Here is a 26114-nt window from a genome sequence, read left to right as displayed (position 1 = left end):
GCTCGGTCTTTCCCTTCTCCCCTTGTGGGAGAAGGTGGCGCGAAGCGCCGGATGAGGGGTATCTGTCCGCGAGTCCGAAGGAGAGGTTCACGCGCGGATAGAACCCCTCACCCGTCTCGCCGCTATGCGGCGAGCCACCCTCTCCCACAAGGGGAGAGGGTAAGAAGCTTACGGCTTGCTCGGATCGAACCGCTTCGCGAGGCCCTTCCAGCAATCCGCGTAGTCATGCTGCAACGTCGCGGAATTCGCGGCGTGCGCGGTGACGCGCTGCGCGTAGCGGGTCTCGAACATGAAGGCCATGGTGCCGGTCAGCTTGACCGGCTTCAGCTCGCCGTTGCTGGCGTGCTCGAAGGCATCGCGATCGGGGCCGTGCGGCAGCATGCAATTGTGCAAACTCATGCCGCCCGGCACAAAACCTTGCGGCTTGGCGTCGTACACGCCGTAGATCAGGCCCATGAACTCGCTCATGATGTTCATGTGATACCACGGCGGGCGGAAGGTGTTGTCGGCGACCATCCAGCGCTCGGGGAAGATCACGAAGTCGATATTCGCCGTGCCCGCGGTCTCCGACGGCGAGGTCAGCACGGTGAAGATCGAGGGATCGGGATGATCGAAGCCGATCGCGCCGACCGGCGAGAAGGTGCGCAGATCATATTTATACGGCGCATAATTGCCGTGCCAGGCGACGACGTCGATCGGCGAGTGGGGCAACTGCGTCCTGAACAACGATCCGCCCCATTTCACGTAAAGCTCGGTCGGTGTGTCCTTGTCCTCGTAGTGCGCGACCGGCGTCAGGAAGTCGCGGGCATTGGCGAGGCAGTTGGCGCCGATCGGTCCGCGCTCCGGCAGCGTGAAGGCGCCGCCGTAGTTTTCGCAGAGATAGCCACGCGCCGGTCCGCTCGGAATCTCCACCCGGAACTTGACGCCGCGCGGGATCACCACGATCTCGCCGGGCTCGGCGTCGATGCGGCCGAACTCCGTGACGATGCGAAGATTGCCCTGCTGCAGCACGAACATCAGCTCGCCGTCGGCATTGTAGAAGTGCTGGTCCACCATCGATTTGGTGATGAGATAGACGTGGGCGGCCATGCCGGCCTGGGTGTTGACGTCACCGGCGGTGGTCATGGTCTGCACGCCCTGAAGGAAGGTCATGTCCTCCTTCGGGATCGGCGCCGGATCCCAGCGCAATTGCGCGATCGGCAGGTCGTTTTCGTGGCACGGTGCCGAACGCCACAGGCCGCCGTCGACCTTCTCGAAACGACCCGAGTGTTTCACCGACGGGCGAATGCGATAGAGCCATGAGCGCTCGTTGCTGCCGCGCGGCGCCGTGAAGGGCGAGCCGGAGAGCTGCTCGGCATAGAGGCCGTAGGCACAGCGCTGCGGCGAGTTGCGTCCGATCGGCAGCGCGCCCGGCAGCGCTTCGGTCTCGAAACTGTTGCCGAAGCCGGACATGTAGCCCGGCGTGACCTGGGCCGTGCTGCGAATGATCTGATCGGGCGAGGTGTTGATGTTCATGATGATCCTCCTCCTTGCAGGGCGGCCCACATCTCCTGGTCGCGCTTGTCGGTCCAGATCACGGGGTCGTCGATCCCCGACGCCTCGTCATAGGCGCGAGATACGTTGAACGGCAGACAGTGCTCGTAGATGGCGAAGCTCGAAAATTTCGGATCCATGACCTCGCGCGTCGCGGCCATCGATTCCTTCAGCGTGCGGCCCTTGGCGACCGAGATTTCGGCGGCGCCGTAGAGCGAGGTGACGAAGTCGCGCGTCATCGCGATGGCTTCGCGCACCGTGGCGACACCCTTCAACGCATCGCCGCGGCCCGGCGCGATCGCCTTGGGATTGAAGTTGCGGATCTCGTTCAGCGTCAGCGGCCATTCGCGCAGGTGTGCGTCGCCACAATAGCAGGCCGAGTGGTATTCGATCAGGTCACCGGAGAACATCACCTCGGCATCCGGCACCCAGGCGACGATGTCGCCCGAGGTATGGCCGGCGCCAAGCTGCATCAGGCGTACCTCGCGCTTGCCGAGATAGATCGACATCTCGCCTTCGAAGGTCAGCGTCGGCCAGGTCAGGCCGGGTATGCTCGATGCGTCCTGAAACAGGCGCGGGAAGCGGCCGTACTCGGAATCCCAATCCTGCTGGCCACGCTCCTCGATGAGGCGATAGGTCTCCTGCGAGGCGACGATGCCCTGCGCCTTGTAGGCGGAGGCGCCGAGCACGCGCACGGCGTGATAATGCGACAGCACGACATATTTGATCGGTTTGTCGGTGACGGCACGGACGCGCTCGATCACCTTGTTGGCCATCGCCGGCGTCGATTGCGCGTCGAACACCAGGCAGCCGTCGTCGCCGACGATGATCGCGGTGTTCGGATCGCCCTCCGCGGTGAAGGCGTAGAGATCGGTGCCAATCTCGGAGAAGGTGATCTTCTTCTCGGAGAGGTCGCCGGTGGATGCGAAGTTCTTCGCCATCAATTCATCCTTCAAGTCTTTGGGGCTATTGTTGTTGCTGTTGCTGCTGCTGGCCGTCGATCATGCGCCGCTTGGCGAGGAGAATCGCCTCCCGCAGCACGACGATATCGCCGATATGGTTGGCGAGGATCAGCACCAGCGCCGCGTCGAAGTCCGCGCTCTGCTCGTCGGTGAAGCCACGATGCGCCTCCACAATGGCGCGAAAGGCGTCGTCGGGTCGCGCGAAGTTGGAGCTGGTGGAGAGCGGCATGCGAATCCTCAATTCAAGCAAATTCTTGATTCAAGCCCTGCGCCCGTGACAGCGCTGCCGCGACGCCAGCGCGCGTGGGGTGGCGGAAGCGCGCCGCAACGTAACCGTCCGGCCTTAATAGGTAGGCTGAGCCTGGTTCCGCATCATAGCGCTTTGCAGTGAGCCCTGCCGGATCTGCGAGCCCGTCCTCACCGCCGATGCAGATGTCCTTCACACCAACAGGCGCATCGATCGCCGCGCCGTTGCCGAACGACAGCAAGGTGAAGTCTGTTCCACCCTTGCGGAATGCATCCGTCAAATAGGCTTGCTCGCCCGCGCGCGTCGTAACGGGAGCATCGAGCATCGAACAACCCGGGAGCGGGCCACCGCGCCACGCATCCGCATCCGGCGATGACAGCGGCGAGTCATAGCTGCACGGCACCGAGAGCCGCCCGCCATTGACCATGCGCTTGCCGAATTCCGTTTCCTTGGCCAGCGACAGCACCGCCTTGCGCAGCCGCGCTTCCTGATGCGAGTTCGGCGCCATGAAATCGGTCGAGCGGGTGGATTCGCGGATGTTCTCGTCGGCCGCCAGACTGCGCTCGACGTGATAGCTCTCGAGCAGGCTCGCGGGTGAGGCGCCGCGCAGCACGCGGTCGAGCTTCCAGGAGAGATTCTCGGCGTCCTCGAGTCCCGAATTGGCGCCGCGCGCGCCGAAGGGCGAGACCTGGTGCGCGGAATCGCCTGCAAAGATCACGCGGCCATGGACGAAGCGATCCATCCGCCGGCACTGGAATTTGTAAAGCGAGATCCACTCGAACTCGAACTTGTCGTGGCCGAGCATGCGCGCAATCCGCGGCCGCACGTTCTCGGGCTTCTTCTCGACGACGGGGTCGGCATAGCGATTGAGCTGAAGGTCGATGCGCCAGACATCGTCGGGCTGTCGGTGCAGCAGCGCCGAACGTCCCGCATGAAACGGCGGATCGAACCAGAACCAGCGCTCGGTCGGGAATTCCGCGGTCATCTTGACATCGGCGATCAGGAACTGGTCCTCGAACACCTGTCCGGCGAAGTCGGCGCCCACCATCTGCCGCAGCGACGAGCGCGCGCCGTCGCAGGCGACGACATATTGCGCGTGCAGGCGATAGGCGCCCTCCGGCGTCTCGATCGTCAGCGCGACGGAAGCGTTGCGGCTCTCCAGCGCCGTCACCTTGTTGCGCCAGCGCAGATTGATCTCGGGCAGCTCGCTGATGCGGTCGACCAGATAGGCTTCGGCGTAATATTGCTGGAGATTGATGAAGGCCGGCCGCTTGTGACCGTCCTCCGGCAGTAGATTGAACTGGTAGAGCTGCTGCTCGCCGTGGAAGATGCGGCCGACGCTCCAGACCACGCCCTTGTCGACCATGCGGTCGCCGACGCCGAGCCGGTCCCAATATTCCAGCGAGCGTTTCGAGAAGCAGATCGCGCGGGAGCCCTCTCCGATGCGGTCGGCGTCATCCAGAAGAACGACGCGCTGGCCGCGTTGGGCAAGGTCGATCGCAAGCGACAGCCCGACCGGGCCAGCGCCCACGATCACCACGGGATGCTCGGCCGAGCTCTGGCCGGGACGATCCTGATCGGGGTGGCGGCGATAGCCGAACTGGGTTTTGGCCTGATGCGTATTGGCCTTCGCCATGCGCTAACCTCGGCTCTGGTCAGGAGAGGCCTGATCTGCTAATAGTCTCACGTGCAACTATTTTGGACCGGAGCCGGCCGGCCGTCAACTGGAATTCGGAGCGCTCTCCTTGGCGAGGACATCCAGCGACATCGCGCTGAAGACACGCGAGGCCGATGAGGCTTCACCGCGGCCAAAAACACGGCTCGACCTGTTCAGGTTCGTGCCGTTCCGCCTCAACCGGCTCGCCGCGGAGGTGAGTTCCGCACTCGCCGTCGAATATCAGGAGCGTCACGGCCTCGACATCCCCGCCTGGCGCGTGATCGCGACGCTCGGCTTCCGCAACGATGCCTGCAGCGCGCAGTACGTCGCGCAATGCACCCGCACGCACAAATCCACGATCAGCCGCGCGGTGACCATGTTGCTGCATCAGGGTTTGATCGAGCGCGTCGAGAACGAAGCCGACCGCCGCGAATTCCGTCTGCGACTGACCAGGAAAGGCCGCACGCTCTACGAGGAGCTGTTTCCGCAATTGCTGCGGCGGGAAGACGAGATCCTCGCCTGCCTCACCGCGCAGGAGCGCAAACAGCTATCGACGCTGCTCGGCAAGATCGAACAGAGCCTCGATTTGATCCAGACCAGCGAAGAGGCCGACGCCAAGCAGGCGTATTGATCACTTCGCAAATGATCGCGACGGCGGCAAATGCAGCGCCCAGACATCGACCTTGTCGCTGGCGCGCGGATAGATCTCCGTCACGATCGGATCATGGCCGGGAATGAACCGGTCAGGATGGCCGGCGAGGCGCTCGATGGTCTCCCAGCCAACCGCCATGTCGCCGACATTGTAGACGATCGGGAATGGGCTTCTGCGCTGGAGATTGGCGTAATAATGCGCGGCATCGGACGCCAGCACCACCGGTCCGCGCGCGGTCTCGACTCTGACCACCTGCAAGCCGTCGGAATGGCCGCCGACGCGGTGCAAGGTGACGCCGGGCGCGACCTCGCCGTCGCCGGAATAGAAATTGACGCGCTCGCCATAGACATGGCGGACCATCTGGGTGACGTGCTCGACCGAGAACGGATGTCGCAGCAGTCCGTTGCACATGCAGCGCCCCGTCGCGTAGGCCATCTCGCGCTCCTGGAGATGGAAGCGGGCGTTCGGGAAGCGGTCGAGATTGCCGGCATGGTCGTAATGCAGATGCGTCACGATGATGTCGCGAATGCTCGCTGCCGCGACACCAAAGCGCTCCAGCGCGTCGACCGGATTGAGCGTCAGCTTGCGCGCCCGCGCGGACGCTTCCTCGGCATTGAAGCCGGTATCGACCAGGATGTCGCGGCCGTTGCCGCGGATCAGCCAGACGAAATAGTCGAGATCCTGCGCCGCGCTGTCATGCGGGTCGGGCGCGAGGAAGTTCATGTGGGGCGTGCGCGGCGACATCGTCGCGTAGCGCAGTGCGTAGATTTCGGAGGCGTTTCCCATAGTTTGATCTTGCTCTTTTTGTGGATGCACCTTCAGGGGCGATCGACCGCACCAAGCCATCGTCCACCGCAAAGGTCAAACACCGCAGGTTGAAGGAGGCCCGTCCGCAATGTGAGACCAATCACATTGTTGTCGCCATGGCTGCCCTAATTTGCAGCCGCAATGACAACCAGCATGACAACCAGAATGCATCGCGTGCAATCATGACCGCCCGTTTATTCCCCCGCAACATGCCCATGCGTCGCGGTCAATTGTCGCGATAGCGCCGAATCCGCAAGCGGTTGACGCCCCCCTCCCCCGGTTTGATAATGCACATTGCGTAAGTTAAGGTCGCCGCGGCGCAAGCTGGAAACGGCGCCTTTTTGGCTGGATCGCGCTAATTATGAAAATTCGCCTGCTTTTCGTTCTATCCTTGCTCGTGTCGCTCATCCCGACCGCTCCGTCACTTGCGGCCGGCGATCGCTTTGCGCTGGTCATCGGCAATGCCAAATATCCGGACGCCGACGCTCCCCTGAAGGAACCGCTCAACGACGCGCGCGACGTCGCCGACGAGCTCAAGCGCGACGGCTTTTCCGTCGAGATCGGTGAGAACCTGACCGGCGACGGCATGCGCCGCGCCTTCGACAAGCTCTACGGCAAGATCAAGCCGGGGTCGGTGGCACTGGTGTTCTTCAGCGGCTTCGGCATCCAGTCCGCGCGGCAGAGCTATTTGCTGCCGATCGATGCGCAGATCTGGACCGAATCCGACGTGCGGCGCGACGGCATCAGCCTCGAAACCGTGCTCGGCGAGCTCAACACCCGCGGCGCCGGCGTCAAGATCGCGCTGGTCGATGCCTCCAGGCGCAACCCGTTCGAGCGCCGGTTCCGCAGCTTCTCGGCCGGCCTCACGCCCGTCATCGCGCCGAACGGCACGCTGGTGATGTATTCGGCGGCACTGGCCTCGGTGGTCTCGGACGCCGGCGGCGAGCACAGCCTGTTCGTCCAGGAACTCCTCAAGGAAATCCGCGTCCCCGACCTGATGGCCGAGGAGACGCTGAACCGCACCAAGATGGGCGTCACCCGCGCCTCCCGGGGCGAGCAGGTGCCGTGGATATCCTCGTCGCTGGCCGAGGATTTCTCCTTCATTCCAGGGGCCGGCGGGTCGCGCCCGACCACCACGCCGCCACCTGCGCCTCCCCCGCCGCCGGTCGTCGCCAACAACCCGCCGCCGACTCCACCCGCACCTTCACCGCCTCCGCCGCCGAAACCGGCCGAGACGGTGGCTGCGCCCGCTCCGTCACCGAAGCCGCAGGTCGAGGCTGCCTTGCCGCCGGCACCGCCGCCGCCTCCGCCTGTGATTCCGGCCGATCCCGCCACCGCTCCGACCATGGAGAGCGGGCCGAGTGCGGCCGCCCTGGCCGAGGACCCCACCATCAAGGGGCTGACCGCCAAGATCGCGGCCAATCCGGATGACGTGAACGCGCTTTACCGGCGCGGTCAGGTCTATGCCAGCAAGGGCGCCTACAGCCTGGCCATCAAGGATTTTGACGAGACGCTCCGGATCAACCCGAAGGACGTCGAGGCGCTGAACAATCGCTGCTGGACCCGCACCGTGGTCGGCGACCTCCAGGGCGCGCTGAAGGATTGCAACGAGGCCCTGCGGCTGCGACCGAACTTCGTCGACGCGCTGGACAGCCGGGGGCTCGTCAATCTGAAATCGGGGGCGGTCAAGAACGCCATCGCCGATTTCGAGGCCGCCCTGAGGATCAATCCGCGCTTGACCTCCTCGCTGTTCGGACGCGGGATCGCCAAGCAGCGCAACGGCTCGGCCCAAGAGGGCGCGCTCGACATCGCCAATGCCAAGGCGATGGACCCGAACATTGTTCAGGAATTCGCAAGCTACGGAGTGCGTTGATATTTTTTTGAATCGGGGCCGATGTGCCTCGAACCCGCGACGGCCCGGCGAAGACTAATCGAACGGATGCCGCAGGCCGTCCTTTCGGGAGGCTTATTGCAGGATTTTCGAACCGCACCAGCTGGCTGCGCAGGAGGGACTGGCTATGAGATTGGCTGCAAAGGGACTTACCGCAATCCTGTCCATCATCACCGTCGGCGCCGCGCTGTCGCTGACGATCCCGCTGGCATTCGCAGCCGACGACGGCAACAGCAAGAACGTCACCGAGGACGAGATCGTCCGCGCGCTGGCGCCGCCGCCGAAGAAGCCGCTGACCCGCGGCCTCTCGATCGCTCCGCAGGCCGATCCCGCACCGAGTGCCACGGAGACCAAGCTGATCCAGTCCGTGCGCGGCCGCTCGACACGGTCGCTGTCGTCGACCGAGCGTGAAGAAATCGCGTCGGCGGCCAAGGACAAGCCGAACATCGATCTGGAAATCACGTTCGACTACAACTCGGCCAATATCAGCGCCAAATCGCTTGCCTCGGTCCAGGCGCTCGGCCGCGCGCTGACCAGCCCCGACCTGAAAGGCTCGACCTTCGTGGTCGCCGGCCATACTGACGCCGCCGGAAGCGAGAGCTATAATCAGGATCTGTCGGAGCGCCGCGCGGATTCGATCAAGCGCTATTTGGTCGACAAATACAGCATCTCCGCGACCGACCTCGTCACGGTCGGCTACGGCAAGAGCAAGCTGAAGGACCCGGCCCAGCCGATGGCGGAAGTCAATCGTCGCGTGCAGGTCGTCAACATGGAAAACAAGACTACCGCATCGAAGTGACCACGACGTAATCCTTTGAAGTGACAAGTCGTGATGTGGTGTAAAGTCTCGCTCCCAGCGCGCGTCCCGCAGCCTTGCGGGACGCTGCTTTATTTCAGGGAAACGCTCTCCATGGGCCGCGCGCGGATGGCCGTGAGCCAGGCCAGGACGATCCGGCAATGAACCTCTCCCAATATCTCAAGCCAGCCGGAACGGTGATCTTCGTCGTCGCGCTCGGCGTCGGCTATTATCTGTTCGAGCACCGGCACCGCGCCGAGCCCAAGGAAACGCCGAGCGAGGCGCTGGTCATCGTGACCAAGTCGACCAATGCCTGCTTCTCCGACCTGGTCCGGGTGACCGGCTTCTTCGTGCCGCGCCGCGAAGCCGTGGTCGTCGCCGACCAGGAGGGATCCAGGGTCACCGACCTCTTCGTCACCGAAGGCACCCTCGTCACCGACAATCAGGAGCTGGCGCGCCTGACCGCACCGCCCCAGATTCCGGGCCAGCCGCCGCGGCCCGGCCCGCAAGGTCCGGTCTCGCTGAAGGCCTCTGCGCCGGGCCTCGTCACCGAGGTCCGCACCATCGTCGGCGCGCCGGCCTCGCCGCAGGCCGGCCCGATGTTCCGTATCGCCGTCAACAACGAGATCGAACTGGACGCGCAGGTGCCCGCGGTGCACATGGCCAAGCTCAGCTCCGGCGCGACCGTGCGCATCAGCCGCGACAACGCGCCCGATTTGATCGGGCGGGTCAGGCTAGTCGCGCCCGAAATCGATCGCGCCACCCAGCTCGGCCGCGTGCGCATCAGCGTCACCAACAATCCCTCGCTGAAAGTCGGCGTGTTCGCCCGCGCCTCGATCGACGCCAAGCGAAGCTGCGGCGTCGCGGTTCCCAAGACCGCGATCGACCATCTCACCGTGCAGGTCGTCAAGAGCAACATTGTCGAGACGCGCAAGGTACGGGTCGGGCTGTCTTCGGACAGCGCGACGGAAATCCTGGAAGGCCTCAATGTCGGCGAGATCGTCGTCGCCGACGCCGGCTCTTCGCTGCATGACGGCGACCAGATCAAGACCATGTTCGCTGATGAACTCGATCGCACGCGGGTACGCTGATGGCTCTCAATATCTCGGCATGGTCGATCCGCAATCCGCTGCCGTCGGTCGTATTTTCCATCATCCTCCTGATCCTCGGCTGGGTGTCCTTCACCAAGCTCGCGGTGACGCGGCTACCCTCGGCCGACATTCCCGTGATCTCGGTCGCGGTATCGCAGTTCGGCGCGGCACCCGCCGAGCTCGAATCCCAGGTCACCAAGACGGTTGAAGACGCCGTCTCCGGTGTCGAAGGGGTCAGGCACATCACCTCGCAGATCACCGACGGCCTGTCGGTGACGACAATCCAGTTCGCGCTGGAAACCAACACCGACCGCGCGCTCAACGACGTCAAGGACGCGGTGACGCGCGTGCGCTCGAACCTGCCGCAGAACGTCACCGAGCCGCTGATCCAGCGCGTCGATGTCATCGGCCTGCCGATCGTCACCTATGCCGCGATCTCGCCCGGCAAGACGCCGGAGCAGCTCTCCTATTTCGTCGACGACGTGGTCAAGCGCGCGCTGCAAGGCGTGCGCGGCGTCGCCCAGGTCGAGCGCATCGGCGGTGTCGAGCGCGAGATCCTGGTCTCGCTCGATCCCGACCGCCTGCAGTCGATGGGGCTGACGGCCGTCAACGTCAGCCAGAGCCTGCGCGGCACCAATGTCGACGTCGCCGGCGGCCGCGCCGAGATCGGCAAGAACGACCAGGCGATCCGCACCCTCGCCGGCGCCAAGACGCTGAGCGATCTCGCCGGCACCATGATTCCGCTGTTCGGCGGCGGCGAGGTCCGGCTCGACGATCTCGGCACCGTCACCGACACCATCGCAGACCGCCGTACCTTCGCCCGCTTCAACGGCGAGCCGATCGTCGCGCTCGGCATCAAGCGCTCCAAGGGTGCCAGCGACGTGAAGGTCGCCGAGGCCGTGCAGAAGCGCATCGACACGCTCAAGGCCACTTATCCCGACGTCGACCTGAAGGTGATCGACACCTCGGTCGAATATACCAATGGCAATTACCACGCGGCGATCTCGACCCTGTTCGAAGGCGCCATCCTCGCCGTCGTCATCGTGCTGTTGTTCCTGCGCGACCTGCGCGCCACCATCATCGCCGCGATCTCGCTGCCGTTGTCGATCTTCCCGGCATTCTGGGCGATGGACCTGCTCGGCTTCTCGCTCAACCTCGTCAGCTTCCTCGCCATCACGCTGTCGACGGGTATTCTGGTCGACGACGCCATCGTCGAGATCGAGAACATCGTCAGGCACATGAACATGGGCAAGTCGCCCTATCGTGCCGCCCTGGAAGCCGCCGACGAGATCGGCCTCGCGGTGATCGCGATCTCGCTGACGATCATCGCAATCTTCGCGCCCGCGAGCTTCATGTCGGGCATCGCCGGACAGTTCTTCAAGCAGTTCGGCATCACCGTCTCGGTACAGGTGTTCTTCTCGCTGCTCGCGGCGCGCTTCGTCACGCCGGTGCTCGCCGCCTACTTCCTCAAACATAGCAATCACCAAGAGCCGCCGCCCGGCCGCGTGCTGCGGTCCTATCACAGGCTCGTGGCCTGGTCGGTGAAGCACTATTTCATTACGGTGCTGGTCGGCTTCGGCGTCTTCGCCGCCTCGATCTGGAGCATTACGCTGCTGCCGCAGGGTTTCCTGCCGGCGCAGGACAGCTCGCGCTCGTTGGTTGCGCTCGAGCTGCCGCCGGGCACGCAGCTCGCCTACACCGAAAAAGTCACCGAAGACATCGTGGCGCGCCTGCGCAAGCGGCCCGAGGTGAAGAGCATCTTCGTCGACGGCGGCCGCGTTCCACCGGGGACCCAGGAAGTCCGGCGCGCCGCCTTGATCATCAATTACACGCCCAAGGACAGCCGCGACATCACCCAGCGCGAGCTCGAATTCTCGATCAGCCAGGAGCTGGAGAACATTCCAGACATCCGCTTCTGGTTCCTCGACGAGAACGGCCTGCGCGCCATCTCGCTGGTCGTGACCGGCGCAGACGCCAACATCGTCAACAACGTCGCCAGCGAACTCGCGACGCAGATGAAGCGGATTCCCACCATCTCCAACGTGATCTCGGAAACCACGCTGGAGCGGCCCGAGCTGCGCGTCGAACCGCGCGCCGATCTCGCCGCACGGCTCGGCGTCTCGACCGAAAGCCTATCGCAGACCATCCGCGTCGCCACCATCGGCGACGTCGGCCCCGCGCTTGCCAAGTTCGACGTTGGCGACCGTCTGGTGCCGATCCGAGTGCAGCTCGAGGATGCCGCGCGCGGCAATCTGAAGACGCTCGAACAGTTGCGCGTGCCGCTCGGCGAGCACGGCGAGAAGGGCGGCGTGCCGCTGTCCGTCATCGCCGACGTCAAGCTCGACCAGGGTCCGACCAGCATCAACCGTTACGATCGCGAGCGACAGGCGACCGTCGCGGCCGATCTCGTCGGCTCCGCCGCGCTCGGCGACGCCACCAAGAAGATCTACGATCTGCCGGTCATGAAGAGCCGACCGAAGGGCGTGAAGGTCTCCCCCTCCGGCGACGCCGAAAGCCTGAACGAACTGTCCGAAGGCTTTGCCACCGCGATCACGGCGGGCCTGATGATGGTCTACGCCGTTCTGGTGCTGCTGTTCGGCACCTTCCTGCAGCCGATCACCATTCTGTTCTCGCTGCCGCTCTCGATCGGCGGCGCGATCGCGGCCCTGCTGATCACCGGCAAGCAGCTCACGACACCGGTGTGGATCGGCATCCTGATGCTGATGGGTATCGTCACCAAGAACGCGATCATGCTGGTGGAATTCGCCATCGAATCCATTCACGCCGGCACACCGCGCGAAGAAGCCATGATCGACGCAGGCATGAAACGCGCTCGCCCGATCGTGATGACCACGATCGCGATGGCCGCGGGCATGATGCCCAGCGCGCTCGCGGTCGGCGCGGGCGGCGAGTTCCGCTCGCCGATGGCGCTCGCGGTGATCGGTGGCCTGATCTTCTCGACCATCCTGTCGCTGGTGTTCGTGCCCGCGATGTTCATGGTGATGGACGATCTCGGCGCCCTGATCTGGCGCTTCGCCAAGCGGCTGGTCGTGCACAGCGAAGATGCGGAGGGCGCAAGTCATCACGGAGCTGCGCCGGCCGAAGCGAGGCCGCGGCCGAAGAACATCGTGCACCCTGCGGCGGAGTAGATGTGCACCAGCGTCAAGCACACGAGGCAGTTCAGCGAGCGCCATCCGAGAACCCGACATAGCGGAGGATCGTCTTCGCTACCAGGCATTCAGACGTACCGGTCGTGCTGTGCCGATCGAGGTCGTTAAAGCGTGGGTCGCGAGTTGAGACTCTTCTGACGAACTCCTTCGCCCCGATAGCGACCCAGCCTAACGGCCCCCCTACTCGTTGCGCGCGATCGCCGTCAGCTTGGTCATGTTCCGCAGCAGGATGCGGCCGCGCTGGAGATCGAGGATCGCTTCCTTGCGCCAGGCCTGAAGCTGGCGGTTGACGCTCTCGCGGGCGGCGCCGACGAAGACGCCGAGTTGCTCCTGCGAGATGTGCACCTCCGAGCCGAAATCGGCGGCGAGCGCGCAGAGGCGCCGCGCGAGGCGAACCGGCAGCGGCTGGAGCATGGACTCTTCCATGCGCTCGCTCTGCCAGCGGATGCGCTGGCAGAGCAGCGCGATGATCTTGATCCCGACTTTCGGCTCGCGTTCGAGGAAGGCGAGAAAGTCTTCGCGCCGCAGCACGAACAGCTCGCTGGCTTCGCCCGCGGTGGCGTCCGCAGTGCGGCTCTGGCCATCCAGCACCGCAACCTCGCCGAACAGGTCGCCGGGCCCCATGAAGTTCAGCGTCAGGCGGCTGCCGTCGGAGGCGCCGGTCTCGATACGGACCTGGCCTCGGCGCACGCCGAACAGCGCATCGCCTGGGTCGCCCTTCTGGAACAGCACCTCGCCATTCCCCAGATGCTGGGTGTGGCAGAGATTCGCCAGCCGCTGGAGTTCGTCTGCGCCGAGATCGGCGAACATCGCATTCATCTTGAGGATGACCGCAAATTCGGCCTGCTTGCTCATTTCAATATCCTTGTGAATTTCGTTGGCAAATCGCTTGGAACCATCAACATCAAGATCGCGTAAAACCGCGCCCGGGAAGTGTGCCATAAGTCACATAACTTTGCAGCACCCCCAGACTATTTTTACGTGCTTGGAGCCGCTTCCCGTCCCGGGATAAACTCAGGAGCCAAGGACGGGTGCAAATGACGGTCATGTGCCGGATTCGACGCCGATCGTCCGCCGCTGGAAAGTCGATATGAGAGCCGTGAAATTCGCCGGCGCGGCGGTGGCCGCAATCGTCATCGTGATCGCACTCCTGCTGGTGGTCGGGATCCCCTCGGGCTTCCTGAGTTCGACGATTGCCTCGCGTGTCGAGAGCGCGACCGGCTATCGCCTGTCGGTCGACGGCACCACTAGAATCAGTTTGTGGCCGACGCTGAACGTGACGCTGAACGACCTCACGCTTGCCGACCCCAAGGACCGCAGCGGCATCACGCGCCTGTCCATCGACAGCGTGCGGGCCGACATGTCGCTCTCAAGCGTCTGGTCGGGCCGCCCGAAGATCAGCGAGCTCGTCGTCACCCATCCCGTGCTCTACCAGCCGCTGCTGCGTGAGCGCCTGCCGAATGCCGGCGGCACGTCGAAGCCGGTCGCGCTCGATCTCGACGGCGCCGCCATCGATCGCATCAAGGTCACCGATGGCGAGATCGCATTCGCGCGCGTGCGCGATCGCGTCGAGAGCCGCATCAGCGCCGTCAATGCCGATGCGATCGTCGGCCGCGACCGCAAGTTCAACATCACCGGCACCGCACGGGTCGGCGAGCATCCGACCAAATTCGACATCAAGGCGACCACGCCAGCGCCGCCGGCCGACCGACCGACCATTCCGGTGGATTTCGCCATCGACATGCCGGACGTGCTGAAGTCCCGGCTCGCGGGCCATGCCGAGATGCGGCTGAGCGGCGATGTCGTGATGATCAACGGCCTGAATGGCACGCTCGGCGATGGCGCGTTCAATGGCTGGGCCTCGGTCGATATCGCGAGCAAGCCTCTCGTCAAGCTCGATCTCGACTTCCAGCGGCTCGCGATCCCGCTGGCGAAATCGCCGGAAGGCGCGTCCGGGCAGCCCTGGAGCGATGCGCCGATCGACGTCTCCGGGCTCAACTATGTCGATGCGCAGATCAGGATCTCCGCGCATGAGGCGGTGATCGGCGAGGCACGCCTCGCGCCGCTGGCGGTCGATGCAAAACTCGCCGGCGGCGTGCTGAAGGCCGGCACCGCCAATCTCGGCGCCTATGGCGGCCAGGTTACGGGCGAATTGATCCTGGATGCGACCAGCGGCGCGCCGAGCTTTGCCATGCATTCCGACCTCGCCGGCGTGCGCGCGCTGCCGCTGCTGCAGGGCCTCGCCGAATTCGACCGGATCGACGGCAAGCTGCAGGCCAAGCTCGCGCTGCGCAGCGCCGGCAGCAGCCAGCGCGCGCTGATGGCGAACATGCAGGGCACGGCCTTCGTCAATTTCCAGGACGGCGCCATTCGCGGCATCAACGTCGCACAGATGATCCGCTCGCTGACATCGGGCACGCTGTCCGGCTGGCAGGAAAACGGAGACAGCAGTCGGGAGCAGAGCACGGATTTGTCGCAGCTCTCGGCGTCGTTCCGGATCGACAAGGGCCAGGCGGTGACCACCGATCTCAACTTGACCGGACCGCTCGTCCGCGTGACCGGTGCCGGCACGATCGCACTCGACACCAAGATGATGGGCTTTCGCGTCGAGCCGAAACTGGTGATGACGACCGAAGGCCAGGGCCGCGCCGCCGAGCCGGTCGGCTTCGGCATTCCCGTGATGATCCAGGGCACCTGGTCGCAGCCGCGAATCTATCCCGACATGGCCGGCATGCTGGACAATCCGGACGCCGCCTATGCCAAGCTGCGCGAGATGGGCAGGGGGCTGTTCGGCGCTGATGGGGCCGGGCTCGGCAATATTTTGGGCAGCCTTGGTCTCGGGGGAGCCACCGCGCCGGGTGGCGGTAATGCCGCCGGCACTGCCAATCCGCAAAGCCAGCAGCCCGCCGGACAGAACAATTTGCTCGGCGGCCCCCTGGGGGAGGCGCTCGGCAATCTGATCCAGCAGGGACTTTCCGGTGGCGCGGGAAACGGCACCGGGACCGGGACTGCCACCGGCCGCAGCCGCAGCCTGCCTGCAGCGCCATCCGCACTGATGCCGCAAGCCTCGCCGGCGTCCCCCGCCCTGGAGGACCCGCCGGCGGCGCAGCAGGACAGCCAGCCGATGAACGACGTGCTGCGGCAGCTCTTTAATCGATGATTGCAGGACCAAAGCGCTGGACTCCAGCCCTCCCTTGCCAAGGCGATCCCCTTACATCGGCGTCCCCGGCCGCGGCTTCCTCCAAACGGATGAGACTGCGACAATTCACCATGCTTCCGCCTGCCAGCATCCAAGGGAGTAACCGAGGCCGGTAACCACGCCGGGTGCTCGGCCGTCCCTTGACCAGTCCCTTCACAGTCCCCTGGGACCAAATTGTGCTAGAAGGCTCGCAGGGTCCGTGCGGCCCGTAGCGCCGGCGCCGATGGCGGCGCGAGAGGATCGGGATGGCAGGAGCGAACGACAAGACACGGTTTCTGCGCGAGGGCCTGTTCGCCAAATACGTCGTCTCTCTCGTCGGCCTCGTCGTGTTCGTGCTTGCCGTCAACGGCGCGATGGAGAGCTGGATCTCCTACCGCGCCACCAAGACACAGCTGACCGACGGTCTCGAGGACAAGGCGCAGGCTGCCGCGCGGCGGATCGAGCAGTCGATCTCGGAACTCGAGCGCCAGATCAGCTGGGTGACGCGGGCGAGCCAGGACACACTCGAGAAGCGCCGCGCCGACTACGCCCAACTGCTGCACCAGGTCTCGGTCGTCACTCAGCTGTTCCAGCTCAACGGCGACGGCCGCGAGGTGCTGCGCGTCTCGCGCCAGTCGACCACGACCGGCAGCAATGCCGACCTCTCCCGCGACATGCGCTTCACCGACACCGTCGCCCGCGGCGTCAGCTACGCGCCGGCCTGGTTCTCCGACCGGACGCCGTTCATGTCGATCTCGGTGGCGCATTCCGGTTTCAACGCCGGCGTCACCGTGGCCGAGCTCGACCTCAGCTTTCTCTCCGAGTACCTCATCGACGCCCAGGTCGGCAAAGCCGCCTTCGCCTATGTGGTTGATCCGCGCGGCCGCGTGCTGGCGACGTCCTCGAAAGGCCCCGAGATCGGTAAGGATTTGTCGAAGCTGCCGCAGGTTGCGGCCGCGGTCGCACCGGGCCACGAGCCCGACAATTCGGGCACCGACTTCAACGGCCATGCGGTGATGAGCGCCGCGAGCACCGTGCCGAAGCTCGGCTGGAGCGTGATGTTCGAGCAGCCGGCCACGCAGGCCTTGATGCCGATCCGCGACCAGCTGATGCGCATTGCGCTTTTGATCGGCATGGGCCTGCTGGTCGCAATCCTTGCCGGCACGCTTCTGGCGCGCCGCATGATCATTCCGATCACGGCGCTGCGCGACGGCGCGCACAAGCTCGGCGAAGGCGATTTCAGCCATCGCATCGAGGTGCACACCGCGGACGAGCTGGAAGATCTCGCCGGCCAGTTCAACCGCATGGCCGACCAGATCCAGGAGACCTATTCGGACCTGGAGACCAAGGTCGAGGAGCGCACCCGCGATCTCGCGCAGTCGATCAACGAGCTCAAGGTGCTGGAAGAGGTCGGCCGCGCGGTCGCCGCCTCGCTCGATCTCAACGCCGTGCTGCCGACGATCGCGGCGCGCGCGATCGAGATCACCCATGCCGATGCGGTGCTGATCTACGGCTATGACGCTGAGATGCGCCGCTTCAATCTGGTCGAGGCCAACGGCATCGACAAATCCGCCGACGGCGCCCATGTCACCATCGACGAAGGCCAGGATATCCTGAGCGATGCGGCCGGGAGCGGCGAACCGATCGCGATCGCCGATCTCGACCAGGCCTCCGAGCAGCCGCTGCGCGACGTCGCGGTCGAGGCCGGCTTCCATTCGGTGCTGGTGGTGCCGCTGGTGGACCAGCAGGGCACGCTCGGCTCGCTGGTGGTGCTGCGCCGCGCCAGCGGCGAGTTCGCCGCCAGCATCATCGGCCTGATGCGCACGTTCGCCAACCAGGCCGTGCTGGCGATGCGCAATGCGCGGCTGTTCACCGAGGTCGACCACAAGGGCCGCGAACTCGCGGCTGCGCACGAAACCGTGCAGCAGCAGGCCGCAAAGCTCCAGGAGCAGACCGAGCAGCTGCGCAACTGGAATCGCTCGCTGGAAGAGCGGGTCGAGAAGCAGTTGGGGGAGATCGGCCGCATCAAGCGGCTCGAACGTTTCCTCGCGCCGCAAGTCGCGCAACTGATCGCCTCGTCCGACGGCCACGATGCGCTGCTCGACAGCCATCGCCGCGAGGTCACCGTCGTGTTCTGCGATTTGCGCGGCTTCACCTCGTTCACCGAGGCGACCGAGCCGGAAGAGGCGATGAACGTGCTGCGCGAATATCACGCCGCGCTCGGCGAGCTGATCCACCGCTATGAAGGCACGCTCGACCGCTTTGCCGGCGACGGCGTGATGATCCTGTTCAATGCGCCGATTCAGTTCGCCGACCATACCAAGCGCGCCGTGAAGATGGCGGTCGAGATGCGCGACACGATCGGCAAGCTGACCGAGAAATGGAAGAACCGCGGCCACTCGCTCGGCTTCGGCGTCGGCGTCGCCATGGGCTACGCCACGCTCGGCCAGATCGGCTTCGAGCAGCGGCTGGAATATGCCGCGATCGGCAGCGTCACCAATCTCTCCTCCCGCCTCTGCGACGAAGCCAAGGCCGGCCAGGTCGTCGTCAGCCGCCGCGTCTACGGCATGGTCGAGCCTTGGGTCGAAGCCCGCGCGCTCGACGATCTCGTGCTCAAGGGCTTCAACCACCCCGTGCTCGCGATGGAGATCCTGTCGTGGCGCGAGGAGGTGGAGAGCGTGGTGGATGCCGCCGCGGCAAGGCGAAGAGGGTAGCCACAACAAAAAACTGCGAAAACAACCCCATGCACAGTAGCAGGGGCCTGCAAGATCAATGACTTACGCGGGCACGGAATTGGCTGGAGGCGGTGCGGTTGATCACACCCCGCGCTTCGGCCCGATCGCCTCGAAGCCGGCCTTCTGCTCGTCGCTTAAGTCAGCTTCGAAATCGTCGAGCGCGTCACTGACGCCGTTCACCGCTTGCAGCATCGTCTGCAGCCGCGCCTTCACGGCGGTGAGGCGTGCCTGTGGTGTCGGTGGGGCCTGTGACGGACAGGCGCTGAGCGTTTCCATGGTGCGCAGTGTGGTGTCCTGGAGCACGTCGAGGCGGGCGCGGGCGGTGTCCTCGAGCTTGAGCGTGGAGGCGATCTCGGCCGCGGGCCATTGCTGCTGCACGAGCTGCTCGTATTGGCGCTGCAGCTTCTCGTCGTAGCGGGGATCGCTGTCCGCCTGGCAGGCCGACGCCGCCTCGGGATTCTTTTGCTGGATCGACGCGAGCGCGGCGCGGCGCTCCTTGGCCAGGCCATCGAGCTTGGCCTTCTGGTCGTCGTCGAGGAGGTCGAGGAATTTTGCGAGCGAAGGTGCGACGGCGTCCGTTGCCTTGATCATGGCCTCGATGCGCTCGCGCATCAGGCCGAGGCGCTCGATGGCCATCGCGGGGACCTGCGTCGGACAGGCGGCGCGGATGGTGTCGCGCGCGGATGCCCACGCGGTGGCGAGCTCGTCGAGCGCTGTGCGCTGCAATTCATTCGGCTGCACGGCAGCGGCGATGCGATCGACCGGCAGGCCGCCGGTGTCGCTGGCATCGCAGACAGTCTCTGCGGTCGGGACCCGCCGTCCGCGCCGGCCCTGCGGCGTGGTGTAGGCCGCAAGCTCGGTGGCCGCATAGGGCGCGAAGATCGCGGCATAGATGTCGCCATAGCCGTAGAGCGAGAGGCTGGTCGTATCGCCGAGGATGATCGCGGTGGTGAGATCGTCATGCGCGAATGGCCAGAACACCGGGCCGACCCAGCCGTAGCTGCCGTCGGGATGGCGCCACCAGCCCTGCGGACGACGGCCGCCACGCCAGCCCGACAGCGCAGCTTGCGCGGTCATCGCCGCACGGAGCACGTATGGATTCGCAGGCTGGCCGCGCTCTGCGCCGCGAGGATCTTGCGACCTCAACGCTGCGGAGCGGTATCGGCTGCCCCGCACCGCCATGCGGGCATGGCGCAAGCGAGACATGCCGATCATGTGGCCGACGGCAAAGCGCGCAACACCGAGCGGGCCGCCGCGGAAGCCGAACTGCGCCTCGGCGCGACCTGGCAACAGCACGGCCAGAATCACGAGGGTTACGCCTGATAGCGCCAGCCCCAGCCTTGGCCTGAGTGCCAAGCGTGATCTCGACATGACCACTGACCTGTCCACCTTGGCCCTCCTCCGGCGCCAAGCGCACATCGCGTCGCATCACCATGACGCGCGAGGGAACCAAATGTTCCGGAAGCGTACAGGGCAAAGCGTCGCAACGCGCCCCGGCAGAGCCGATGCGGTGTTACTCCGCCTTTTGCGGCAGCACGAAGGTTTGGCCGGGATAGATCAAATTGGGATTGTGGATCTTGGCGCGGTTGGCGTTGTAGATCACCGCAAAGCGGGCGCCGTCGCCGTAAGCGAGCCGGCTGAGCGCCCACAGGCTGTCGCCGCGAGAGATCACCCGGCTGCCGCCTGTTTCCGCCGCTGCTCCGCTGACGGCGTCCGCCGGCGAGGCCGATGCAACGGTCGTGGCCGCGGGCGCCCGCGCCATGACCCCCGATCCGCCCTTCGGTTTCGGTGCGCCCATCAATCTCGGCCGGGCTGCGGGCCTGTCCGACACCGATGCCACGACATCCGACTTGTCGTCGGGCTTCTCGGCCTTCGCCTCTTGTTTCGCCTCTTGCCGCGCGACCGGTGCAGGGCGAGCGGGCGGCGGTGCGGCTTCGGCGATGACGACCGGCATGCTGCGGCCGGATTGCGTGACGGTGCCGTCAGGCGATTTCGCCCGCAAGGTCAGCTCGTAGGAACCGGCGGGAAGCTGCGGCGGCGTCATCACGAATTGGCCCGACGCATCCGCCACGACTGTGTCGATCGGCTTGCCGTCGCGCAGCAGCTCGACCTTGGCACCCGGCGTCGCCCGGCCCGCGATCACCGCCGCCTCGCCGTGATCGTCGACGCGTGCAACGTCGAAGCGGGGGCCGGTATCCGCAATCGCCGGCGGCGGCTTGACCGGTGCAAGATCGGCAAGCGCGGCCGTGACCTGCTTTTGCGTCTCGGCCAGCGCACCCGCCTTCGTTTCAGCGGGGGACGCGGCCGGCACCGGCGGCGCGCTTGCGGCCAGCTTGGGCTCTTCCGGCTTGAGTTCCGGCTTGAGTTCCGGCTTGGGTTCGACCTTCTGTTCGACCTTGGCCTCCGGCTTGGCGGCGACCACGGAATCGGTCTTGGCCCCGATCGGCAGCATGCGACGCAGCTCGGTGGGGCCGATCACCAGCACGGTGCCGCCCACCGCGAGCAGACAGAATGCAATGAAGGCCTTGGTCGCGGTCACCATCGGAAACGAACCTTGATCAGGAAGAACCTAGCAAATCAATCGAGCCGGCAAGGTGCGCCGTTTTGGCCACGGCAGCAAGACGGTCGATGGGATGATGCGCCGGCACGCCGGGATGAACCGGCGCACCCCCGCCGGCGTCAAATGATCGAGGCCGCATCGCGGCATTTTTCTTGAGGAATTTTTTCCGTGACCGCATTTTGCCGTCCCGCACAATGGCTGGTGGTTGCCCTCATCCTGGCCGCAACTCCGGCGCTCGCCGCTTCCGGCCCGCCGTCTGGCTTCGCTCTCACTGACGATGCCGATCTAGCCTTCACCTCGCCCGACAAAGCCACCAAGATCGAGCAGTACATGAAGGACAGCGGAGATTTCGACGTCAAATGGCAGGCCTGGGCGAGGCGTGGCGACCAGATGACGGAGCTGAAGCCCGAGCAGGGCTACGGCGCCGGCTTCCGCTTCACCCCCGACTCGCAATGGCTGGTGCGGATGCAGAAGACCGGCTCCGGCGAGCAGGACCTCTATCTCTACCATGTCGACAAAGGCGCCTTCGTCAGCGTGACGAAGACCTCGTTCAGCGATCTGGCCTGGGCCTATTTCCACAGCCGGCCGGACACGGGGAAGATGAAGCTCGACTACCACATCTCGGCCAATCTCGTGAAAGGCACCGAAGAGGCCTATCGCGGGCTTGGCGTGCACTGGCCGGACAACCGTTACCTTGTGATCTCGGGCGAAATGGACAAGCACCCGAAGAACGTCGCCGTGAAGGGATTGGCCGACTGGCGCTGCCGCTATGATCTCAAGACCGGGACCTTCGACGTGCCGGCGATGTTCGCCAAGACCAATGCGGAAGCGTTGCGATGGGAAATCCGACGCTGAGGGAACCATGGCCCCGCACCTTCAGACAAGCGATGGAACCAACCCTCTGATTCCATTCCGATTCATGTTTTCCTAACCCTCACTGGTAACGTGGTCTTGTCGGTTTTGCCGCATCTTGCATCCCACGGGAGGGCTGCATGGGCACATCGATCCGATGGAGCGCGCGCATGCGCGCGTTGCTGCGCCGTTGGCGCGGCGCGCCGCTGACATGGCTGATCGCAGGGGGCTTCGTGCTGATGGCCGCAATGGCGATCGGCACCGCGCTCACCGTCGACCGCTTCCGGCAGAATGCGATCGAAAGCGGCCGCGACAGCGTGGAGAGCGCGGTCCGGTTGCTCGCGCGCCATTTCGACCGCGAGTTCGAGGACTTCGCGGTGCTGCAGAAGAGCATCATCGCCGAGCTCGAAAGCCATGGTATCGACTCCGCCGACGTCTTCCGCAGCGAGATGGGCACGCTCGCTGTGCACGAGGCGCTGCGCGCCAAAGCCAGCGGCTGGTCGGACGTCGCCGGCGCCAACGTGTTCGACGCCAAGGGCGTGCTGATCAACTCGTCGCGGCGCTGGCCGGCCGCCGATGTTTCAGTTGCCGACCGCGGCTATTTCAATCGCCTCAAGAACGATCCGGCGTCGCAGGAAGAGATCGAGGTCGTGCCGGGACGGTTGGGCAGCGGACCGGCGATCGTGTTCGCGCGCCGCGTCTCCGGTCCCCACGGCGAATTCCTTGGGCTGGTCTCGCGCGCGATCACGCCCGACCAGCTCGAATCCTTCTTCGCCTCGAGCGGGCTCGGCGAGGATTCCTCGATCGCGATGCACCACCAGAACGGCCAGCTGCTGGCGCGCATTCCGCATGTGGAGGCGATGATCGGGCAGAATTTCCGCAACGGCACGCGCGAGCAGATGGCGGTGTTCGAGCGCACCTTCGTCACGACCCAGCTCGCAAGCCCGATCGACGGCAAGGATCGCATCGTCGCCGCACGCCTCCTGACCGGCGAGCCGCTGGTGGTGGTTGCGACCAAGTCGCTGGATGCGACGCTGGCAACATGGCACACGCAGACCAAATTCTTCGTGACCGTCGCCGTGCTGTCGATCGGCCTGCTCGTGCTGACGCTTTATTCCATCTTCCGCCAGATGACGCGCCGGCTCGCCGTGGAGAAGCAGCAGCTCGACACCGCGATGAACACGATGACGCAGGGCTTGCTGATGTTCGACCAGGACCAGCGGCTGATCGTCTGCAACCGCCGCTACATCGAGATGTACGGGCTGTCGGCCGAATTGGTGAAGCCCGGCGCGTATTTCCGCGACGTGATTCAGCATCGCCATGACACCGGCTCGTTCGACGGCGACGTCGATTCCTATTGCGACGGCATTCTGGGCAGCGTCGGCCAGACCCACAGCGCGATAGTCGAGACCTCCGATGGCCGCCTGATCGAGATCAAGAACCAGCCCGGCGCCGGCGGCGGCTGGCTCGCGACCCATGACGACGTCACCGAGCGCATCCGCGCCGACGAGCGCATCGCGCATATGGCGCATTACGACGCCCTCACCGACCTGCCCAACCGCGTGCTGATGCGCGGCCATCTGGAGCGGCGCGTCGCCGAGCTTGCCCAGGGCAAGCCGTTCGCGATCCTCTATATCGACGTCGACGAGTTCAAGGGCGTCAACGATTCGCTGGGCCACGAGGTCGGCGACGAGCTGCTGCGCCAGGTCGCGAACCGCCTGCGCGCCTGCGTCAGCGGCAGCGACATGGTCGCACGGCTGGGCGGCGACGAATTCGCCATCGTCAAGGCCGGCAGCCGCGACGAGGCCGAACTGACCGCCCTCGCCGAGCAGATCCTGAAGGCGCTGCGCGCCCCCGTGGACTGCAACGGCCAGGAAATCCCGACCGATGCCAGCATCGGCATCGCGATCGCCCCCGACCACGGCGACAATCTCGACGATCTGCTCAAGCGCGCCGATCTCGCGATGTATGCGGCGAAATCCGAGGGCCGCCGCACGTTCCGTATCTTCGCGCCCGAACACGACGCCAAGGCGCGGCTGCGCCGCCAGCTCGAGTTCGATCTGCGGCAGGCGCTGGCCCGCGGCGAGTTCGAGGTGCACTACCAGCCGCTGGTCGATCTCGCGGCCAATGTCGTCACCGGCTGCGAAGCGCTGCTGCGCTGGCACCATCCGGAACGCGGCATGGTCTCGCCCGCCGACTTCATCCCGGTTGCGGAAGAGACCGGATTGATCGGCGAGATCGGCGAATGGGTGCTGAGGCAGGCCTGCCTCGAGGCGGCCTCCTGGCCCGGCGACATCCACATCGCGGTCAACGTCTCACCGGTGCAGTTCCGCTCGCGGACGCTGGCGCTGAAGGTCGCAGCCGCACTCGCCGAGTCGGGTCTCGCGCCCGGACGGCTCGAGCTCGAGATCACCGAGACGGTCCTGATCCGCGACGACCAGGAGGCGCTGACGATCCTGCAGCAGCTGCGCGAGCTCGGCGTGCGCATCGCGCTCGACGATTTCGGCACTGGTTATTCGTCGCTGAGCTATTTGCATCGTTTCCCGTTCGACAAGATCAAGATCGACCGCAGCTTCATCAGCGACATCGGTCAGTCGGAAGATTCCTCGCCGATCGTGCAGGCGGTGGTGCACATGGCCGCCGCCCGTCACATGGCGACGACCGCGGAAGGCGTCGAGACCGAAGCGCAGCGCGCGGTGCTGCTCCAGCTCGGATGCAGCCAGATGCAGGGCTGGCTGTTCAGCCCGGCCGTGCCGGCCGCGAAACTGAAGCAGCTGTTGTCGGCGCAGGCGGCCGCGGCCTAGCGGCGCACTGCCGCACGCTTTGTCATCAACATCTCTGTCCACTCCCGCCCGCCGTGCGTTCGCGAAAGCGCCGGCCGGCTTGGAGCAGGATCGGACAAAACATGGCGGGTTCAGGAAATACGCCCGGCAGCCACGGCGCCTAGAACACGCGCCGTTCCGTACAAATACGGACGACTGATCGAAAGCCCGAGCTGATCAGCAGGAGCCACATCATGACCGGGAACACTGCACTCATGCGCAATCCCTCGCACAAGGGCTTGCCGCCCGCACCCGACGTACAGCCTGACGATCGCTCGACGTCCGAGCGGCGCGCCGCCGACGCGGAGATGGCGCGCGTGCTCAGAACCGAGCCGTTTCGCATGGCCTTGGACTCCTCCGGCGCGGGGATCGCGCATTGGAAACATGATGCGCTGCACGACGTCGTCGAGCCCATGCGCCACCACGTGATCATGGCGCATAAAGGCGTGATGCAGCGCATGGAGCGGCGCTCGGGAAAATCGATCGCGATCGGCACGTTTCGTCCGGGGGTCGTGAACATCGTTCCGGAAGGGTCGAGCTCCCGATGGGACATTCCGAAGCCCGTCGACGTCGTGCAGCTTTACCTTCCCGACGCAACGCTGCAGCGCGTCGCTGGCGAGGCCGGGACCGCCGGGACCGCCGAATTGATTGAGCGAACGGCGCATCCCGACACCATCACGTCCCGACTGCTCCTGAGCGCCGCGGATTCGCTGGGGGGCCATGGCGTCCTTGATGCGCTGTTCCGGCATCAGCTCACGGATCTTCTGGCCACGCGCCTTTTGGCTGCGCATGCAGGCTCGCCAACCACGTTCCAGCCGACCATGGGCGGGCTGGCGCCGAAGGTCCTGCTCCGTGCGATCGAACGATTGCGCTGCGATAGCGAAGCGGATGTCTCGCTCGATGCGCTGGCGTCCGATGCCGGACTGTCGCGCTTCCATTTCTGCCGGTCCTTCAAGGAGAGCACCGGGCTATCGCCGCATGCCTGGCTGCGTCAGCACCGGCTCGAGCAGGCCATGAACATCTTGCGGGAGAGCGACGAATCGATCGTCTCGGTCGCCGCGGCGCTTGGTTACTCCTCGCAAACGGCCTTCGCCGCAGCATTCAAGAAGCTGACGGGCGAGACGCCGAGCGATTGGCGCAGGCGTATGCGTTAGCAGCAAT

General features: G+C 65.3%; 18 protein-coding genes. 10 read left to right on the top strand and 8 right to left on the bottom strand.

All coding sequences use genetic code 11. The annotated features are described in order from the left end of the window. Nucleotides 1–168: 168 nt before the first annotated feature. Genes hmgA through IVB07_RS01375 form a run of 4 tightly spaced genes read right to left on the bottom strand, consistent with a single transcriptional unit; the run spans nt 169 to nt 4378 of the window. On the bottom strand, nt 169–1515 hold the full coding sequence (gene hmgA, locus IVB07_RS01390; protein WP_018456587.1) for a homogentisate 1,2-dioxygenase: 1347 nt from the start codon (nt 1513–1515) through the stop codon (nt 169–171). After that, nucleotides 1512–2474, bottom strand: a complete 963-nt coding sequence (locus IVB07_RS01385) for an MBL fold metallo-hydrolase (protein ID WP_018456588.1) — start codon at nt 2472–2474, stop codon at nt 1512–1514. The genes hmgA and IVB07_RS01385 overlap by 4 nt, the downstream gene beginning before the upstream one ends. A gap of 25 nt (nt 2475–2499) precedes the next feature. Beyond that, nucleotides 2500–2724 carry a DUF2783 domain-containing protein gene (locus IVB07_RS01380; RefSeq protein WP_018456589.1) on the bottom strand — a complete coding sequence of 75 codons (225 nt, stop codon included), beginning with the start codon at nt 2722–2724 and terminating at the stop codon, nt 2500–2502. Between the two features lie 13 nt (nt 2725–2737). Then, complete coding sequence (locus tag IVB07_RS01375) at nt 2738–4378, bottom strand: FAD-dependent oxidoreductase (protein ID WP_247298120.1); 1641 nt, start codon at nt 4376–4378, stop codon at nt 2738–2740. 109 nt (nt 4379–4487) lie between these two features. Between IVB07_RS01375 and IVB07_RS01370 the strand changes: the two genes are divergently transcribed. Then, a complete protein-coding gene (locus tag IVB07_RS01370; protein WP_018456591.1) occupies nt 4488–5030 on the top strand; it encodes a MarR family transcriptional regulator in 543 nt (180 codons plus the stop codon). Here IVB07_RS01370 and IVB07_RS01365 read toward each other — a convergent pair whose 3' ends face one another. Further along, nucleotides 5031–5837 (bottom strand): N-acyl homoserine lactonase family protein, encoded by an 807-nt coding sequence (locus tag IVB07_RS01365; protein WP_018456592.1) that lies wholly within the window; start codon nt 5835–5837, stop codon nt 5031–5033. A gap of 382 nt (nt 5838–6219) precedes the next feature. Between IVB07_RS01365 and IVB07_RS01360 the strand changes: the two genes are divergently transcribed. The 4 genes from IVB07_RS01360 (at nt 6220) to IVB07_RS01345 (ending at nt 12785) form a co-directional block, all read left to right on the top strand. Next, complete coding sequence (locus tag IVB07_RS01360; protein ID WP_018456593.1) at nt 6220–7731, top strand: caspase family protein; 1512 nt, start codon at nt 6220–6222, stop codon at nt 7729–7731. Between the two features lie 145 nt (nt 7732–7876). After that, a complete protein-coding gene (locus tag IVB07_RS01355) occupies nt 7877–8548 on the top strand; it encodes an OmpA family protein (RefSeq protein WP_026233202.1) in 672 nt (223 codons plus the stop codon). 158 nt (nt 8549–8706) lie between these two features. Beyond that, nucleotides 8707–9636, top strand: coding sequence for an efflux RND transporter periplasmic adaptor subunit (locus IVB07_RS01350; RefSeq protein ID WP_247767445.1), 930 nt, complete (start codon nt 8707–8709; stop codon nt 9634–9636). Continuing rightward, nucleotides 9636–12785 carry an efflux RND transporter permease subunit gene (locus tag IVB07_RS01345; RefSeq protein WP_018456596.1) on the top strand — a complete coding sequence of 1050 codons (3150 nt, stop codon included), beginning with the start codon at nt 9636–9638 and terminating at the stop codon, nt 12783–12785. The genes IVB07_RS01350 and IVB07_RS01345 overlap by 1 nt, the downstream gene beginning before the upstream one ends. Nucleotides 12786–12986: 201 nt before the next feature. Here the strand turns inward: IVB07_RS01345 and IVB07_RS01340 are convergent, their stop codons facing one another. After that, nucleotides 12987–13661 carry a Crp/Fnr family transcriptional regulator gene (locus tag IVB07_RS01340; RefSeq protein ID WP_018456597.1) on the bottom strand — a complete coding sequence of 225 codons (675 nt, stop codon included), beginning with the start codon at nt 13659–13661 and terminating at the stop codon, nt 12987–12989. Between the two features lie 235 nt (nt 13662–13896). Here IVB07_RS01340 and IVB07_RS01335 point away from each other — a divergent pair, with 235 nt between their 5' ends. Both IVB07_RS01335 and IVB07_RS01330 read left to right on the top strand, forming a co-directional pair. Beyond that, nucleotides 13897–15966 carry an AsmA family protein gene (locus IVB07_RS01335; RefSeq protein WP_026233203.1) on the top strand — a complete coding sequence of 690 codons (2070 nt, stop codon included), beginning with the start codon at nt 13897–13899 and terminating at the stop codon, nt 15964–15966. Between the two features lie 284 nt (nt 15967–16250). Beyond that, the gene (locus tag IVB07_RS01330) at nt 16251–18698 is read left to right on the top strand and encodes an adenylate/guanylate cyclase domain-containing protein (RefSeq protein WP_247767444.1); all 2448 of its coding nucleotides are present in this window, start codon (nt 16251–16253) and stop codon (nt 18696–18698) included. A 102-nt stretch (nt 18699–18800) separates the two neighbouring features. On the opposite strand, the gene IVB07_RS01325 is transcribed toward IVB07_RS01330, so the two are convergent. Both IVB07_RS01325 and IVB07_RS01320 read right to left on the bottom strand, forming a co-directional pair. Then, complete coding sequence (locus IVB07_RS01325; protein WP_247767443.1) at nt 18801–20090, bottom strand: Spy/CpxP family protein refolding chaperone; 1290 nt, start codon at nt 20088–20090, stop codon at nt 18801–18803. 142 nt (nt 20091–20232) lie between these two features. Beyond that, nucleotides 20233–21261 (bottom strand): LysM peptidoglycan-binding domain-containing protein, encoded by a 1029-nt coding sequence (locus IVB07_RS01320; RefSeq protein ID WP_018456601.1) that lies wholly within the window; start codon nt 21259–21261, stop codon nt 20233–20235. Nucleotides 21262–21447: 186 nt separating this feature from the next. On the opposite strand from IVB07_RS01320, the gene IVB07_RS01315 reads away from it, so the two are divergent. The 3 genes from IVB07_RS01315 to IVB07_RS01305 all read left to right on the top strand — a co-directional run bounded on the left by IVB07_RS01315 (nt 21448) and on the right by IVB07_RS01305 (nt 26107). Next, nucleotides 21448–22134 carry a hypothetical protein gene (locus tag IVB07_RS01315; RefSeq protein WP_026233205.1) on the top strand — a complete coding sequence of 229 codons (687 nt, stop codon included), beginning with the start codon at nt 21448–21450 and terminating at the stop codon, nt 22132–22134. Between the two features lie 137 nt (nt 22135–22271). After that, entirely contained in the window at nt 22272–24935 is a 2664-nt protein-coding gene (locus IVB07_RS01310) for an EAL domain-containing protein (RefSeq protein WP_247360637.1), read from the top strand. 212 nt (nt 24936–25147) lie between these two features. Continuing rightward, nucleotides 25148–26107 carry an AraC family transcriptional regulator gene (locus IVB07_RS01305; protein WP_162496292.1) on the top strand — a complete coding sequence of 320 codons (960 nt, stop codon included), beginning with the start codon at nt 25148–25150 and terminating at the stop codon, nt 26105–26107. Nucleotides 26108–26114 lie beyond the last annotated feature (7 nt).

Origin of the sequence: Bradyrhizobium sp. 172 (assembly GCF_023101065.1) — a bacterium.
Classification (GTDB): Bacteria; Pseudomonadota; Alphaproteobacteria; order Rhizobiales; family Xanthobacteraceae; genus Bradyrhizobium; species Bradyrhizobium canariense_D.
This window is presented reverse-complemented; position numbering and strand designations above follow the sequence as displayed.